Origin of the sequence: Promicromonospora sp. CA-289599, from assembly GCF_050936155.1 — a bacterium.
Taxonomy (GTDB): Bacteria; Actinomycetota; Actinomycetes; order Actinomycetales; family Cellulomonadaceae; genus Promicromonospora.
Window position 1 is genome coordinate 3,118,052 of sequence record NZ_JBNJNI010000001.1, and the last position, 16,491, is coordinate 3,134,542.

Here is a 16,491-nt window from a genome sequence, read left to right on the forward strand (position 1 = left end):
ACGGACGATGAAGTTCACATCTGTGCTCGCGGCCGGCACGACCGCCGTGCTGGCGCTGGGCCTGACCGCATGTGGTTCGAGCGACGGCGGGGGCGGCGGTGGTGACGACTCGGTGACGATCACCGTGCTGCCCAAGAACCTGGGCAACCCGTACTTCGAGGCGTCGACGGCGGGCGCGCAGGAGGCGGCGGAGGAGCTGGGCGCCACGGTCGACGAGGTCGGGCCGGACGCGGCGTCGCCCGACGCCCAGGTGCCGTTCATCAACACCGCGGCACAGCAGGGAGTCAGCGCCCTGGTGGTCTCGGCCAACGATCCGACGGCGATCGGCGACGCGCTGGAGGAGGCGCGGTCGGCGGGCACCAAGGTGGTCACGTTCGACTCGGACACCGAGCCGCAGTTCCGGGACCTGTTCGTCAACCAGGCCTCGCCCGAGGGCATCGCCGACAAGCAGCTCGAGCTGGTCGCGGACCAGATCGGCGGCGAGGGCGAGATCGCGATCCTGTCGGCGTCGGCCAACGCGACCAACCAGAACGCCTGGATCGCGCTCATGGAGGAGAAGCTGGCCTCCGACTACCCGGACATCGAGCTGGTCGAGACCGTCTACGGCGACGACGACGACCAGACCTCGTTCGACAAGACCGCCGCGCTGCTGCAGTCGCACCCCGACCTCAAGGGCATCGTCTCGCCCACCACGGTCGGGATCGCCGCGGCGGCGCGTTACGTGTCGACGTCGGACGCCAAGGGCCGTGTGGCCGTCACCGGTCTCGGCACGCCCGACCAGATGCGCGAGTACGTCGAGGACGGCACCGTCGAGGCGTTCGCGCTGTGGAACCCGACCGACCTCGGCTACCTGGCGACGCAGGCCGCGGCGGCCCTTGCGGCGGGCGACATCACGGGCGAGGAGGGCGACACCTTCACCGCGGGGCGCCTGGGCGAGTTCACCGTCGGGGCGGACGGCGAGGTGCTGCTCGGCGAGCCGTACGTGTTCGACGAGAGCAACATCGCGGACTTCGACTTCTAGGTCGCGGAGGGTTCGCGTGGTCGGTAGGACGTCAGGTGATCGGCAGCTCGGACTGCCGATCACCTGACGTTCTGCCGACCGGGGAGCCACACGGCACCTTGACCGCGCGGCGGCGGCGGTTTAGGGTTCGAGTGAATCGTTTCAAGACGATCGTTTCAAGATGGTGCACGAGGAAGTGCGCGGAGAGGAAGGACGCCATGGCGGCATCCACACGAACCGAGGCGGCCAGGTCCGCGCTCCGGCAGCAGACGATCGAGCTGCCGTCGTGGGCGTTCGGCAACTCGGGGACGAGGTTCAAGGTCTTCGGCCAGCCGGGCGTGCCGCGTGACCCGTTCGAGAAGCTGGCCGACGCCGCGCAGGTGCACCGGTACACCGGCGTCGCCCCGCGGGTCAGCCTGCACATCCCCTGGGACCTCGTCGACGACTTCGGGGTCCTCGCCCGGCACGCCGAGGACCTGGGCGTGCGGATCGGCATGATCAACTCGAACGTCTTCCAGGACGACGACTTCATGCTGGGCTCCCTCGCCCACCCCGACCCCCGGGTGCGGGCCAAGGCGGTGGACCACCACAAGCAGTGCATCGACGTCATGCGGGCGACGGGCTCCAAGGACCTCAAGGTCTGGCTCTCCGACGGCCTCAACTACCCGGGCCAGGACTCGATCCGGGCCCGGCAGGACCGGATCGCCGAGTCCCTCGCCGAGATCTACGCGGCGCTCGACGACGACCAGCACATGGTTCTCGAGTACAAGTTCTTCGAGCCCGCGTTCTACATCTCCGACGTCCCGGACTGGGGCACGTCCCTGCTGCACGTGGTGGCCCTGGGCGACCGCGCGAAGGTGGTGCTCGACACCGGCCACCACGCGCCCGGCACCAACATCGAGTTCATCGTGGCGCAGCTCCTGCGCCAGGGTCGCCTCGGAGCCTTCGACTTCAACAGCCGCTTCTATGCCGACGACGACCTCATGGTCGGCGCCGCTGACCCGTTCCAGCTGTTCCGGATCATGCACGAGATCGTTTTAGCCGGCGCCCACGCGCCGGACAGCGGCGTCAACTTCATGCTCGACCAGTGCCACAACATCGAGCCGAAGATCCCGGCGCAGATCCGCTCGGTCATGAACGTCCAGGAGGCGACGGCGAAGGCCCTGCTCGTCGACGTCGAGGCGCTCACAGCTGCCCAGCTCTCGGGTGACGTGCTCGGCGCGCACGCCGTACTCATGGACGCCTACGACACCGACGTTCGCCCCCTCGTCGCCGAGGTGCGCGAGGAGATGGGCCTCGACCCGAACCCCAGGGCCGCCTTCGCGGCATCCGGGTACGCCGAGAAGGTCGCCGCCGAGCGAGTCGGAGGCGCCCAGGCCGGATGGGGCGCGTGAGCGGCACCGTCGGGGACCGCGTGCTGGACGGCCCGCACGGTGACCTGCGGGTGCGGGTCTACGAGCCGCCGACCGGTACCGACCGGGTGGCCGGTCTGGTGTGGGCGCACGGTGGTGCGTTCATGTACGGCGACCTCGACATGCCCGAGGCCGACTGGGTGGCGCGGATGCTCGCCGACGTCGGCGTGGTGGTCGTGAGCGTCGACTACCGGCTCGCGCCGGATCTCGACTACCGGGATCCGGCCGGTTCCCCGGCACCCGACGGGGTGCGGTTCCCCGTCGCGTCCGAGGAGGTCACGTTCGCCTTCGCCTGGGCGCGGGACGCCGGTCTCGGCGTCGGGTCAGAACAGTGGTCGCTGGGCGGGGCGAGCGCCGGCGGCAACCTGGCTGCCGGTGCGTCGCTCCGCCTGCGCGACGCGGGCGGGCCGCAGCCGCGGTCGGTGGTGCTGGCCTACCCCGTGGCGCACTACGAGCTGCCCGCCCCGAGCCCCGAGCTGGCCGAGAAGATCGCCGCGCTGCCGCCCGACCGGGACTTCCCGCCCGAGGCGATGCGCGCTATGGGCGCCAACTACCTCGGCGACAGCGACCTGCCGATCTCCCCGTACGCCCACCCCGGAGGGCAGGACCTGCGCGGGCTGCCGCCCACGTTCGTCGTCACGTCCGACCACGACGCGCTGCGGTCCTCGGGCGAGGCGTACTGCGCGGAGCTCGCCGCGGCCGGCGTCGACGTGCTGCTCGTCCGGGAGGACAGCACCTATCACGGACACCTCAACGAGCCCGGCACCGCCGGTGCCGCGCGCAGCATCGCGCGCATCGCGGTCTGGCTCACCGCCGACGGGCTCGTCGGCACACCGCACGAAGCACCGCACCACCACGACGTCACGCCCCCGCCGGCCGAGCTCGCCGGGACCTCGGTCTCGGCGACCGCGACCGATGCGGTGCACCCCACCGAGACGGAAGCAGCAGCCCGATGACGAACCAGACTGCCGACGTGACAGGCAACCCGACGGTCACCTCGCTCGTCGCCCGCTCGAACCGGCTGGGCGCCGACCCCCGCAACACCAACTACGCGGGCGGCAACACGTCCGCGAAGGGGACCGCCACCGACCCCGTGACGGGTGAGCCCGTCGAGCTGCTGTGGGTCAAGGGCTCCGGCGGGGACCTCGGCACGCTGCAGCCCCAGGGCCTGGCCGTGCTGCAGCTGGACCGGATGCGCGCGCTCGTCGACGTGTACCCGGGCCTGGACCACGAGGACGAGATGGTCGCCGCGTTCGACTACTGCCTGCACGGCAAGGGCGGCGCGGCGCCGTCGATCGACACCGCGATGCACGGCCTGGTCGACGCCGCCCACGTGGACCACCTGCACCCCGACTCCGGCATCGCGGTGGCCGCGGCTGCCGACGGCGAGGCGCTGACCCGCGAGATCTTCGGCGACGAGGTCGTCTGGGTGCCGTGGCGTCGCCCCGGCTTCCAGCTCGGCCTCGACATCGCGGCGATCAAGGCGGCGAACCCGCAGGCCATCGGCTGCGTCCTGGGCGGGCACGGCATCACCGCCTGGGGCGACACCTCGGACGAGGCGGAGGAGCGGTCGCTCGGGATCATCCGGCGCGCCGAGGCGTTCATCGAGTCGCGGACAGCGGCCCTCGCGGCCGACGGTACGCACGCGTTCGGCGCCGTCCGCCCCGGCTACGAGCCCCTGCCCGACGCCGAGCGGCGCGCCCGGGCGGCGGCCCTCGCCCCGGTGATCCGCGGCATCGCGTCAGCGGACGCGCCGCAGGTGGGCCACTTCACCGACTCCGACGTCGTGCTGGACCTCCTCGCGCGGGAGCGGCTGCTGCCGCTCGCCGGGCTCGGCACCTCGTGCCCCGACCACTTCCTCCGCACCAAGGTGAAGCCGCTGGTGGTGGACGTCCCGACGTCGGCCACCGTGGAGGAGACGGTCACCGCGCTCCGGGCCGCGCACGAGGCGTACCGCGCGGACTACGCGGCGTACTACGAGCGGGGTGCCGCCGCGGCGCGGGCACGCGGCGAGGAGTCGCCCGCGATGCGCGGAGCCGACCCGGCGATCGTGCTGGTGCCGGGCGTGGGCATGTTCTCGTACGGGCGCAACAAGCAGACGGCGCGCGTGGCCGGCGAGTTCTACGTCAACGCGATCAACGTGATGCGCGGCGCCGAGACGATCTCGACCTACGCGCCCATCGCCGAGGACGAGAAGTTCCGCATCGAGTACTGGGCACTTGAGGAGGCGAAGCTGCGGCGCATGCCCGCGCCGAAGCCGCTGGCGACGCGGGTCGCACTGGTGACCGGGGCGGCGTCGGGCATCGGCAAGGCGATCGCGCAGCGGCTCGCCGCCGAGGGCGCGTGCGTGGTCGTCGCGGACCTGGACCTTGCCAAGGCGACCGCCGCGGCGGCAGAGCTGGGCTCGGCGGACGTCGCGATCGGTGTCGCCATGGACGTGTCGTCCGAGGACGCCGTGCAGGCCGGGATCCGGGAGGCGGTGCTCGCGTTCGGCGGCGTCGACCTCGTGGTGAACAACGCGGGCCTGTCCCTGTCGCGGTCCCTGTTCGACACGACGGTGGCCGACTGGGACCTGCAGCACAACGTCATGGCGAAGGGCTCGTTCCTGGTTTCACGTGAAGCGGCGCGCGTGCTCGTGGACCAGGGGCTGGGTGGCGACATCGTCTACATCTCCTCGAAGAACTCCGTTTTCGCTGGGCCGAACAACATCGCGTACTCCGCGACCAAGGCCGACCAGGCGCACCAGGTGCGGCTGCTCGCCGCGGAGCTGGGCGAGCACGGCATCCGCGTGAACGGCGTGAACCCGGACGGTGTGGTGCGCGGGTCGGGCATCTTCGCGTCCGGCTGGGGGGCCAACCGGGCGGCGGTCTACGGGGTGCCGGAGGAGAAGCTCGGCGAGTTCTACGCGCAGCGCACGCTGCTCAAGCGCGAGGTGCTGCCCGAGAACGTGGCGTCCGCCGTGTTCGCGCTGTGCACCTCGGACTTCTCGCACACGACAGGCCTGCACGTACCCGTCGACGCGGGCGTCTCAGCGGCGTTCCTGCGGTGAGTACTTCGCCGGCCGGGGAGGCCTCCGGCTTCGTCGCGATCGACCTCGGCGCGACCAGCGGCCGGGTGATGCTCGGCGTGGTGGACGGCCGACGGGTCGAGCTCGTCGAGTGCGGGCGGTTCCCCAACGGCCCTGTGTCCGACGAGCGCGGCGAGCTCCGCTGGGACGTGCGCGCGCTGTGGCGCGGGATCCTCGACGGGCTGCGGTCCGCGGGCGACGTCGCGCGTGAACGGGGCGTCGAGATCCGCGGGATCGGCGTCGACTCGTGGGCGGTCGACTACGGGCTGCTCGACGGCGCCGGCGAGCTGGTGGCGAACCCGCACTGCTACCGGGACGCGCGCACCGACGGGGTGGCCGACGAGGTGTACCGACAGATCTCGTTCGCGGACCACTACGCCGTCAACGGGTTGCAGCATCTGCCGTTCACCACGGAGTTCCAGCTGGTCGCGGGGGGCTCGGCCAGCGACGACGACTGGGCGCGCGTGGAGAAGCTGCTGCTGATTCCCGATCTGGTCGCCTACTGGCTCACCGGGCGGCAGGTCGCGGAGGTGACCAACGCGTCGACCACCGGGCTGCTCGACGCCCGCACACGCGACTGGTCGGCCGACCTCCTGGACCGGCTCGCCGCAGCACGTCCCGGGCTCGCCGGGCTCCGCGGCCGGCTGCCGGAGCTCGTCGAGCCCGGCGCCGCCGTCGGGCACCTGCTGCCCGCGGTACGGGAGGCGACGGGGCTGGGCGACGTGCTCGTGCTCGCGGTGGCCTCGCACGACACGGCCTCCGCCGTCGCGGCGGCCCCGCTCGGGGCCTCGGCGGCGTACATCTCGTCGGGGACGTGGTCGCTCGTCGGGCTGGAGCTGCCGGCTCCCGTGCTCACCGAGGCGAGCCGCGCCGCGAACTTCACCAACGAGCTCGGGCTCGACGGCACGGTCCGGTACCTGCGCAACGTCATGGGGCTGTGGGTGCTCGACGAGTGCGTCCGGGCCTGGGCGGCAGCTGACGGCGCGCCCGTCGACCTGCCGGGCCTGCTCGCCGCGGCCGAGGCCGAGCCCGGCGGGCGCTGCCTCGTGGACGTCGACGGCGACGAGTTCCTCGCGCCCGGCGACATGCCCCGCCGGGTGTCCGACGCCGTCGCCCGCCTCGGCGTGGAACTCCATCTGGACACGGTCAGTACGCGGCCGGCCCTGGTCCGCGTGATCCTCGACAGTCTCGCCGCCGCGTCGGCGCGGGCGATCTCCGAGGCATCTGCCCTGGCAGGCGTGGTTGTGGACGCCGTGCACGTGGTCGGCGGCGGGTCGCAGAACGAGCTGTTGTGCCGGCTCACCGCCGAGGCGACGGGGCTGCCCGTGATCGCGGGACCGGTCGAGGCGACGGCGCTCGGGAACGTGCTCGTGCAGGCGCGCGCGGTCGGCGTCGTTTCGGGCGATCTGACGGCCCTCCGCGACGTGGTCCGCGCCAGCGCGCGCCTACGCCGCTACGCCCCCGCCCCGCAAAACTAGCCGCCGATCCGGCTCCCTTCCCGACCCGTTGAGTGCTGGGTATTTGTGCGCCGCGCCGCTCCTACGGCGCAAATACCCAGCACTCAACGCCTTACTCGTGGGCTGCGCTCGACGCGCGCACGATCAGGCGCGGGCTCAGCTCTATGCGGTGTACGGGGCGGTCCGCCCCGGTCACCGCGTCGCCGCCGTCGCTGCCCGGCGACGCCGCAGCATCCGCCTGGGCAGCAAGGCGCCGCAACAGGAGCTCCAGCGCGCCCGCGCCGATCGCCGCCTTGGGCGGCCGCACCGCGGTGAGCGGCGGATCGGCCAGGCCTGCGACCTCGTCGTCGTACGCGATCACCGCGAGGTCTGCGGGCACCCGCACGCCGCGCTCCTGTGCCTGCTCGACGAGCGAGATCGCCTCCCGGTCGGAGTGCACGATGAGCGCCGTCGCTCCGGTCTCCGCGCACCTGTCCAGCACGGAGGCGGCCTCGTCGGTCCAGCCGGCGTCGAACATCGGCACGGTCTCCAGGTCGAGCACCACGTCGAGGCCCAGCTCGTCCGCCACCGCGAGAAAACCGCGCCGCACGGCGGCCGAGGTCGGGCTGGTCCGCGACGTCACCAGTCCCACCCGGCGGTGCCCCCGCTCCGCGATGTGCCGCGTGGCCACGCCGGAACCGAGCGCGTGGTCGGTGGCGACCGACTCCAGCGGCTCGCGGTACGGGCCGGTCGCCAGCCGCCGCTCCATCAGCACCACCGGGACGTTCAGGCCGGCCAGCCACTCGCCGAGCTCGGCGGCTTCGGGCCCGTCGACGGGCGGCGCCACGAGGAGGCCGTCCACGCCCGGTCCGCCGTCCTCCCCGACGAGCGCGGCCACCTGGCGCCGCACCTGGTCGACCTCGTACGACGCGCCGCGCAGGATCAGCCGCACCTCTCCGCGCGCAGCGTCCCGCGCGCCGCGGATCACCTCGGGCCAGTAGTACTCGATGGAGGGCACGACCATGCCTATGGTCAGCTGGTCGACGCGACCGTCGGATGCCTGATCGGGCTGGGGGATGCCGGTGCTCGCGCCCGTGCGAGCACCGAGGCCCGCGCTGCGGGCCGGGATCCGGGCGCCGCCGTGCACCTTCTCCAGCGTGCCGTCCGCGACGAGCAGGGCGAGGTCGCGGCGCACGGTCACGGGCGTCACGCCGAGCACGCGCGACAGGTCGCTCACGCGCGCCGAACCGGTCACCCGCACTCGCGCGATGAGGCGCGCCCGACGTTCGCTGGGGAGCGGCGCTTCCTCCGTCATGCAACCTCCTGCGGTACGGACCCGGTGGGTCTCATCGTTACTCGGAACGTGCCGGACGGCGCCTCGGTACGTGCGGTCAGCCGCAACCGGGTCAGACGTTCGCCCCAGACGGCCGACAGCTCGGGATCGTCCAGCTCGCGCACGTCCAGCTCGGCGTCGACGGCATCAGGATCCCAGGTCAGGGAGAGTACGCGTGCCGTCACCAGTCCGCTGTCCGGGGTGAACCGGACCTGTGCGCGGCCGGGCGTGAGCGAGACGTCGCCGGCCAGGAGCCAGTGCCAGGCGGTCGAGCCGGCGGCGGGCGCCGGGGTGTGCGGGGCCGAGAACGTCCAGGAGTCCTCGACGGTCACCGTCTCGGCGTCCGGATCCAGCGTGGTCTCGCGCCACCAGTGCTCCAGCCCGTCCACCGGATAGGCCCCGCCAAGATCCAGCCGGGCGTGCCAGGTCCCCGCGGGCGACTCGTCGACCCCGACCTCGAAGTCGCGCGCGGCGAACTGCTCGCCGGGAGCCTGCTCCACCCCGCGGATCCGCGGGACGTTGTGCCAGTCGCCCCGGACCATCCACAGGTCGTACCGGTCCGGTCCGAAGGTGCCGGCGCGGTACGTGGGCTTGCCGGCGTCGACCACCACGGGTACGCCGTCGAGCGCCACGATGACCGAGCCCACGTCCACGTGGTTGTGGTTCTCGTCGTTGTGCCCGCCCTTGACCGACACCGCGAGGCCCCGTGCGGACCCGGGTGCCGAGCGGGCCACGGCGACCCCTGTCGAGGGGAAGTGCGCCCGCCCGACCAGGGGCGGAGCGGCGGTCGGTGCCTGGGCCCACGCGGCGTCGGAGAGCATCCGGACCGCCCGGGGGAGGGAGGCGCGCTCGTCGAACAGGCCGCCCGGCAGCCCACGACGGGCGGCCGCGTGCCGGGCGGCGTCGTCGTCGCCCACGCGCAGCGCCCAGGCGTGCACGACGTTCCACGGCCAGGTCGCGAGCGGGCGCGCGACGCTGTCGGCCACGTTGACGTACCAGTCGCCGCCGAGATGCATCGCGTGCGGGAAGGCGACGGTCGCGTGGATACGGTCCAGTGCTGCCGGCTCCGGCTCGATCCCGGCGAACCGGAGCAGGTCCTGCGCCTCCAGCGCGCGGGCGGCGCCCTGCCACCAGTAGCTGTAGCCCTCGTCCACCCCGCCGTCGGCGGGCAGCGACGCCCAGTAGGCGGCTATGCCCTCCGCGACGAGCGCGGTGACGGCCCGGCGCCGGTCCGGGTCCTCCTCCAGCGCGAGGTTGGCCGCCAGCACGTTCCCCTGGATCCATGGGCTCCAGTTCATGATCGGGTGGTCGACGCCGAGCCACCACCAGTCGCGGCGCTCGGTGAAGGGCCGCAGCACCCGGGCCTGGGTCTCCTGCCGGATCCGCCACCGCACGCCGGGAGCGCGCTCGTCGAGCACCGGGCCGAGCAGGTGGTCGATCCACGCGAGCTGGGCGGCGACCTCGCCCGCCCCGAGGTCGAGGTACGGCTCGGTGACGGTGGGTGTGACCCGGCCGAACCGGGTGTTCGTGTCGTCGTGGGCCGCCCAGCACCAGGACGACTGCTCGCACAGCAGCAGGACTCCGTCGACGACCTCGTCGACACGGTCCGTGCGTGGGTCGAGCAGCACCGCCAGCGTGGCGCGGGTGAGGCGCGCGTGCCGGGCTGCGACGTTCGCCTCGTAGACCGTGCGGTCGCCGTCGCGGAAGAACCGGGCGTACTGCGAGGCGAGGGTCTGCGGCCAGGGGGTGCCGCGCTCGGCGTCCGCCGTCGCCTCCGTGGGCACGAGGGCCTCGACGACGCGGTCGGACGCCCAGAAGTCCCGGTCGGTGACGTCGGGAGCAGGCAGCAGCGCTGCTGTCATGTGCTGTCCTCCAGTGATCGAAAATGATCGTAGAGGATTTCTCCGCAGAGGGCCAGGGGCTTGCCAAGCCGGTGTGGCGTGGGCTTCAATGAGCCATCGTCCGATCGTAGTTGATCGGAACTGTTCGGCTGGATGATCAGGCGAACGTGAACTCGATGGGGAGGAGAGCGGTGGTGCGGCGACCTGAGGTCCTGCTCGTCATGGACGACCGAGCGCGGAAGATGCAGTTCGGTCCGGAGGAGGAAACCCGGCTGCGCGAGCTCGCACGGCTCGGCGAGCCCGTACGTGTCACCGCCTACGACACGCCAGAGGCCAAGGAACGGCTGGCGGACGTCGAGGTGCTCCTCACGTCGTGGGGTGCTCCCCGGATCACGGCGGAGGTCCTCGACCTCGCGCCGAACCTGCGCGCGGTGCTGCACTGTGCGGGCACGGTCCGGCCGCTGGTGTCCGACGCCGTCTGGGAGCGCGGGCTGCTCGTCACCAACGCCGTCGCGGAGAACGCGCTGCCGGTCGCCGAGTTCACGGTGGCCGCGATCTTCATGGCGGGCAAGAAGGCGCCGTTCCTCGCGAACATCGCCCGTACGCGGCGCGCCGACTGGTCCTACCTGGGCGAGCACGAGGTCCTGTCCAACCGGGACCGGGTGGTCGGGATCGTCGGCTTCTCCCGGACCGGGCGCCAGGTGGTGGCGCGGCTGACCGTGCAGGGCTCCGGCCCCGAGACGCGCGAGCTCCTCGTCGCGGACCCGTTCGCGGACCCCGCCGACGTGGCCGAGGCCGGTGCGCGGCTGGTGTCGCTCGACGAACTGCTGGCCGCGTCCGACATCGTCTCCCTGCACGTCCCCGAGCTGCCCTCGACGCGCAAGCTGATCGGCGCGCGCGAGCTGGCGCTGATGCCGGACGGCGCAACCCTGATCAACACCGCGCGCGGTGCCGTCGTGGACACCGCGGCGCTGGAGCGCGAGTGCGCGACCGGCCGCATCTACGCGATGCTCGACGTCACGGAGCCGGAGCCGCTGCCGGCGGAGTCCGTGCTGTACGACCTGCCCAACGTCATGATCACGCCGCACATCGCCGGGTCGCTCGGCACGGAGACACGGCGGATGACCGCCGCCGCGCTCGACGAGCTCGAGCGGTACGCGCGGGGTGACTCCCCGCGGAGCGCCGTGACCCGCGCCGACATGGAGTTCGTCGCATGAGCCACCACGTCCCCACCATGCAGACCGGGCCCGAGGCCCGCGCCTGGCTCACGGCCTACGCCGACCGGCTCCTGGCCGGGGTCCGGCCGTACGCCTCGCCGAGCGGGTCGCTCATCACGCTGCCCGGCAGGCCCGGCGGATACGGCACCGCCGTCGACGGCCTCGAGGGGTTCGCGCGCACGTTCCTGCTGGCCGGCTTCCGGCTCGCGGGCGAGGACGGGGCGGACCCGACGGGCCTCGCCGAGCGGTACGCGGCAGGGCTGGCGGCCGGCACCGACCCCGCACATCCCGAGCGCTGGACGCGGCCCGAGGAGCACGGCCAGGCCAAGGTCGAGGCGGCATCGCTCGCCCTGATCCTCGACATGACGCGGCCCTGGATCTGGGACCGACTGTCGCCCGACGTGCAGGAACGGACCGTCGAGTACCTCGCGTCCGTCGTCGGCGACCCCGACTACCCGGACAACAACTGGGTGTGGTTCCGGATCGTCGTCGAGACATTCCTGCGGTCGGTCGGCGGCCCGTTCTCGGCCGACGACATGGTGCACGACCTCGCGGCGCACGACCGGTTCCGCCGTCCCGGTGGCTGGTTCGCCGACGGTCCCGAGCGGAGCTTCGACCACTACGCGGGCTGGGCCCTGCACCTGTACCCGGCCCTGTGGGAGCGGATGACGGGTGCGACCGAGGTCGCATCGGCGGCGGGCGACGACCTGACGACCCGGTCGGCAGCCGACCGCGAGCACCTGGCGCGCTACCTCGACGACGCGCTGGCCCTCGTCGGGTCGGACGGCGGTCCGCTCGTCCAGGGCCGCAGCCTCACCTACCGCTTCGCGGCCGCCGCGCCGTTCTGGGCCGGCGCCTTCGCCGGAGTCGGTCGCCCCGGACAGATCAGGGAGGCGGCGACGCGGATCGTGCGGCACTTCGCCGAGCACGACGTGCCGGGACCTGACGGCCTGCTCACCCTCGGCTGGCACGGCCCGTGGCGGCCCATCGCGCAGCGGTACAGCGGTCCTGGATCGCCCTACTGGGCGAGCAAGGGCCTGCTCGGCCTGGCACTCCCGGCGTCCCACGAGGTGTGGACCGCCGCCCCCGAACCGCTCCCCGTGGACGCCGGCGACGTGCTCGCGATCGCCGCCGCGCCCGGCTGGGCGATCAGCGCCACGCGCGACGACGGCATCGTCCGCGTGATCAACCACGGCACCGACCACGCGGTGCCGGGGGCCGACGTCGGCGACTCGCCCCTCTACGCGCGGCTCGGCTACTCGACGGCGACCTCGCCGCTGCTCGACGCCGAGGCGTGGGACTCACCCCTGGACCAGTCGGTGGTGCTGCTCGACGCCGAAGGTCTGGCGACGCACCGCACGGGTTTCGAGACCGGACCGCTGGTCGAGCCCGTCGAGACGGCAGCCGTGCTGTCCTCGACGGCCGTGGCCCACTGGGTCGAAGCCGACCCGACCGTCCCCGACCACGGCTCCGGCCGACCGGGCACCGCGACGTCTGCGGGCCGGATCACCACGGTGTCCCTGGTCCGCGGCGCCTGGGAGGTGCGTCTGGTGCGCGTCTCTGCGCTCTCGCAGGCAGAGGCGATCGAGACCACCAAGGCCACTGCGCTGCGGATCGGCGGCTGGGCCGCCGGTCCGGGGCTCGTCTCCACGGTGGTTCCCCTGCTGGGCGACGTCGCACCGGTGTGCGGCGAGACGACTTCCGACGACTCCACCCCGCTGGCCGGCCCGGCAGTGACCCCCTGGTCGCGGTACGCGCCGGTCCCGGACGGGTGGGTGGCCGTCGGCATCTACCTGGCGCGCACGCCCGCCATCGGGCAGCCGCGCCTCGAGCTCACCGCCGGACAGGCCGCCGTGACCTGGCCGGACGGGGAACAGACCACGGCAACCCTGCCCTGACCACACACGCCGCTCCCGACAACCGCCAGCAAGGCGTCCTGGGAGCGGAATTACTCGAAGGAGAGTAGGAATGAACCGCAAGCTCATGAGCGCGGTCGGCGTTGCCGCCGCCGCGTCGCTGGCCCTGACCGGGTGCGGCGCCGAGTCCGAGCCCGAGGCCGCCGAAGGCCCCGTCACCATCACCCTGGCCGGCTGGGACTTCGCGTCCACGCCGGAGTTCCAGACCCTGGCGGACGCCTACGGCGAGGCGAACCCGGACGTCACCGTGGAGCTCAAGGAGTACCCGGCGGGCGAGGACTACGACACGGCGCTCACCGCCGACCTGTCGGCCGGCGCGGCGCCGGACGTCTTCATCGTGAAGAACCTGAAGAACTACGTGACGTTCCAGGAGGGCGGCACGCTCCTCGACATCTCGGACGTGGCGGCAGAGCTCGACCCGGCGACGGGTGGCCTCGAACCGATGGCCGTCGACGGCGCGACGTTCGCGGTGCCCTACCGCCAGGACACGTGGCTGCTCTACTACAACAAGGCCATGTTCGAGCAGGCCGGCGTCGACCTGCCCGACGGCTCCTGGACCTGGGACGACTACGCCGCCGCGGCGGCAGAGCTGACCGAGGGCCTCGACGAGAAGCAGGTCACCGGTACCTACCTGCACAGCTGGCAGTCCACCGTGCAGGGCTTCGCGCTCGCGCAGACCCAGGGCGCCTCCATCGACGGCGGCGACTTCTCGTACCTCGCGCCGTACTACGAGCGTGAGCTCGCGCTGCAGGACGCCGGCTCGCAGCCGTCCTACGCCACGGTCACCACGAACGAGCTGACCTACCAGGCGCAGTTCGGCACCCAGAAGGCAGCGATGATGCCGATGGGCTCGTGGTACATCGGCACGCTGGTGGCCGAGCAGGCCTCGGGTGCGGCCAACACGTTCGAGTGGGGCATCGCGCCCATCCCGCAGTTCGACGAGTCGACGACCGGCACGGAGAACACGCCGGTCAGCTTCGGTGACCCGACGACGATGGGCATCAACGCCGGGATCGACGAGTCGAAGATCGCTACCGCGAAGGACTTCCTGAAGTTCGCAGCGGGCCCCGAGGGCGCCGCCGCGCTCGCCGAGATCGGCATCACGCCGGCGCTGATCGACGAAGCGGTCGCGGACGCGATCTTCTCGCTGGAGGGTGTGCCCCAGGACGAGCTGTCCCGTTTCGCCTACACCACGCACGAGACCCTGCCGGAGAACCCGGTGGGTCAGAACACGGCAGCCATCCAGACGATCCTGGGTGAGATGCACTCGGCGGTCATGTCCGAGTCCACCCCGGTGGACGAGGCCATCACGGAGGCCGAGGAACGCGTGGCCAACGAGGTCGGCTAACCCCTCCTTGGTTGTGGGCGCGATCGTCGCGCCGGACGCATGGTCGCAACGATCGCGCCCACAACCAAGGGCCGGCCCTGTGTGGGGCCCCGGAACATCGGCACTTCAGAGGAGATATTCCCCATGACGACACCGGTCGTCGGCAACCAGCGAACCCTCGGGTTCTCGCAGCCGGAGCCCTCGCGGCAGCTCAGAGCGCCGCGTACGTCGCTGAAGGTGCGCAACGCGCTGATCGGCTGGACGTTCATCCTGCCGAACTTTCTCGGCTTCGCGGTGCTCACCCTGACGCCGGTGTTCACCCTGTTCTACATGTCCCTGACGGACTGGAACATCTTCGGGACCGCGCAGTGGGTCGGCCTCGACAACTTCACGCGGCTCGTGGGCGACAAGAGCTTCCACATCGCGCTCGGCAACACCTTCTACTACGCCGCGCTGCACATCCCGATCACCATCGTCGTGTCGCTCGCCCTCGCGCTGCTGCTCAACCAGAAGCTGCGTGGCGCCGCGTTCTTCCGCACGGTGGCCTTCTTCCCCTACATCACGTCGATCGTCGCGGTCGCCGTGGTGTGGAACATGCTGTTCAGCCCCGAGTTCGGTCCGATCAACCAGTTCCTGAGCCTGTTCACCGACGGCGACGTGCCCGGCTGGACGGTTTCCAAGGACTGGGCGATGCCCGCCGTGATCATCGTGGGCACCTGGAAGGACATGGGCTACTACATGCTCCTCTTCCTGGCCGGCCTGCAGACCGTGCCGACCGAGCTGCACGAGGCAGCCCGGATCGACGGCGCCGGCGCCTGGCAGCGGTTCTGGAACGTCACCCTGCCCTGCCTGCGACCCACGATGTTCTTCGTGACCGTCATGGTCACCATCCAGAGCCTGAAGGTCTTCGACCTGATCCTCGTCATGACCGACGGCGGGCCGGGCCAGGCGACCCTCGTGCTCAGCCAGTACATCTTCCAGAAGGGCTTCGAGCAGTTCGACTTCGGGTACGCCTCGGCCATCGCCGTCGTCCTGTTCCTCATCTGCATCCTCGTGACCGTGGTGCAGTTCCTCTACAACAAGCGGAGGGATGCCTGATGGCCGCCCGTACGTCCGCGGCCCAGAGGTCCGGCCGCATCCTGCTCTACGTGGTGATGATCATCGCCGCGGCGGGCATCATGCTGCCGTTCGCCTGGATGGTGATCTCGTCACTGAAGCTCAACAACCAGGTGTTCACGGCACCGGTGCAGTGGATCCCGGATCCCGTGCAGTGGCGCAACTACGTCGACATCTGGGTCAAGGCCGACATGGTCACGTGGGTACGCAACACCCTCGTGGTGTCGGTCGCCGTGACGTTCCTGCAGGTGCTGACCGGCAGCTTTGCCGCCTATGGCTTCGCCAAGATGCGCTTCCCCGGCCGGGACGTGCTGTTCCTGCTGTACATCGGGACCATCGCGGTGCCGTGGCAGTCGTACATGATCCCGCAGTTCCAGATGCTCTCGGGCTGGGGCCTCAACAACACCCTGTGGGCGATCATGCTGCTGCAGGCGTTCGGCGCTTTTGGCGTGTTCCTGATGAAGCAGTACTACGAGTCCATCCCCGACTCGCTGTCGGAGGCGGCGCGGATCGACGGGCTCTCCGAGTACGGCATCTGGTGGCGCATCATCATGCCGCTGTCCGTGCCGGCCCTGGCGTCGCTGACGATCATCACGTTCGTCCAGACCTGGAACGACTACCTCGGTCCTCTCATCTACCTGCGCGAGCGCCCGCTGTGGACCATCCAGCTCGGCCTGCAGTCGTTCATCGGGGAGTACAACGCCGAGCACGCGCTGATCATGACGGGCTCGGTGCTGTCGGTGCTGCCGATCGCGCTCATCTTCCTCTTCGGCCAGCGCTACTTCATCCAGGGGATCGCGACGACGGGCGTGAAGGGGTGACCACA

The 16,491-nt window shown here is 71.7% G+C and carries 12 protein-coding genes; 10 read left to right on the forward strand and 2 right to left on the reverse strand.

Going from position 1 to position 16,491, the window contains the following annotated elements:
- Window positions 1-7: 7 nt before the first annotated feature.
- From rhaS to ACQEVI_RS13840, 5 genes are all read left to right on the forward strand, one after another.
- Entirely contained in the window at window positions 8-1,021 is a 1,014-nt protein-coding gene (gene rhaS / locus ACQEVI_RS13820) for a rhamnose ABC transporter substrate-binding protein (RefSeq protein ID WP_432899669.1), read from the forward strand.
- Window positions 1,022-1,218: 197 nt separating this feature from the next.
- On the forward strand, window positions 1,219-2,394 hold the full coding sequence (gene rhaI, locus ACQEVI_RS13825; protein ID WP_432899671.1) for an L-rhamnose isomerase: 1,176 nt from the start codon (window positions 1,219-1,221) through the stop codon (window positions 2,392-2,394).
- Complete coding sequence (locus ACQEVI_RS13830) at window positions 2,391-3,368, forward strand: alpha/beta hydrolase fold domain-containing protein (RefSeq protein ID WP_432899674.1); 978 nt, start codon at window positions 2,391-2,393, stop codon at window positions 3,366-3,368. Before rhaI ends, ACQEVI_RS13830 begins: the two co-directional genes overlap by 4 nt.
- Complete coding sequence (locus ACQEVI_RS13835; RefSeq protein WP_432899677.1) at window positions 3,365-5,461, forward strand: bifunctional aldolase/short-chain dehydrogenase; 2,097 nt, start codon at window positions 3,365-3,367, stop codon at window positions 5,459-5,461. Before ACQEVI_RS13830 ends, ACQEVI_RS13835 begins: the two co-directional genes overlap by 4 nt.
- Window positions 5,458-6,957: a rhamnulokinase gene (locus tag ACQEVI_RS13840; RefSeq protein WP_432899680.1), complete on the forward strand. Its 1,500-nt coding sequence runs from the start codon at window positions 5,458-5,460 to the stop codon at window positions 6,955-6,957. The genes ACQEVI_RS13835 and ACQEVI_RS13840 overlap by 4 nt, the downstream gene beginning before the upstream one ends.
- A gap of 91 nt (window positions 6,958-7,048) precedes the next feature.
- On the opposite strand, the gene ACQEVI_RS13845 is transcribed toward ACQEVI_RS13840, so the two are convergent.
- Window positions 7,049-8,230 carry a substrate-binding domain-containing protein gene (locus tag ACQEVI_RS13845; protein ID WP_432899683.1) on the reverse strand — a complete coding sequence of 394 codons (1,182 nt, stop codon included), beginning with the start codon at window positions 8,228-8,230 and terminating at the stop codon, window positions 7,049-7,051.
- Window positions 8,227-10,110 carry a heparinase II/III domain-containing protein gene (locus tag ACQEVI_RS13850; protein ID WP_432899686.1) on the reverse strand — a complete coding sequence of 628 codons (1,884 nt, stop codon included), beginning with the start codon at window positions 10,108-10,110 and terminating at the stop codon, window positions 8,227-8,229. The genes ACQEVI_RS13845 and ACQEVI_RS13850 overlap by 4 nt, the downstream gene beginning before the upstream one ends.
- 173 nt (window positions 10,111-10,283) lie before the next feature.
- On the opposite strand from ACQEVI_RS13850, the gene ACQEVI_RS13855 reads away from it, so the two are divergent.
- From ACQEVI_RS13855 to ACQEVI_RS13875, 5 genes are all read left to right on the forward strand, one after another.
- Entirely contained in the window at window positions 10,284-11,306 is a 1,023-nt protein-coding gene (locus ACQEVI_RS13855) for a hydroxyacid dehydrogenase (protein ID WP_432899689.1), read from the forward strand.
- Window positions 11,303-13,204, forward strand: a complete 1,902-nt coding sequence (locus tag ACQEVI_RS13860) for a DUF2264 domain-containing protein (RefSeq protein WP_432899692.1) — start codon at window positions 11,303-11,305, stop codon at window positions 13,202-13,204. Before ACQEVI_RS13855 ends, ACQEVI_RS13860 begins: the two co-directional genes overlap by 4 nt.
- A 70-nt stretch (window positions 13,205-13,274) precedes the next feature.
- Entirely contained in the window at window positions 13,275-14,570 is a 1,296-nt protein-coding gene (locus ACQEVI_RS13865) for an extracellular solute-binding protein (RefSeq protein ID WP_432899694.1), read from the forward strand.
- 123 nt (window positions 14,571-14,693) lie between these two features.
- Window positions 14,694-15,647: a carbohydrate ABC transporter permease gene (locus tag ACQEVI_RS13870; RefSeq protein WP_432899697.1), complete on the forward strand. Its 954-nt coding sequence runs from the start codon at window positions 14,694-14,696 to the stop codon at window positions 15,645-15,647.
- A complete protein-coding gene (locus ACQEVI_RS13875) occupies window positions 15,647-16,486 on the forward strand; it encodes a carbohydrate ABC transporter permease (protein WP_432899700.1) in 840 nt (279 codons plus the stop codon). The genes ACQEVI_RS13870 and ACQEVI_RS13875 overlap by 1 nt, the downstream gene beginning before the upstream one ends.
- Window positions 16,487-16,491: the final 5 nt, after the last annotated feature.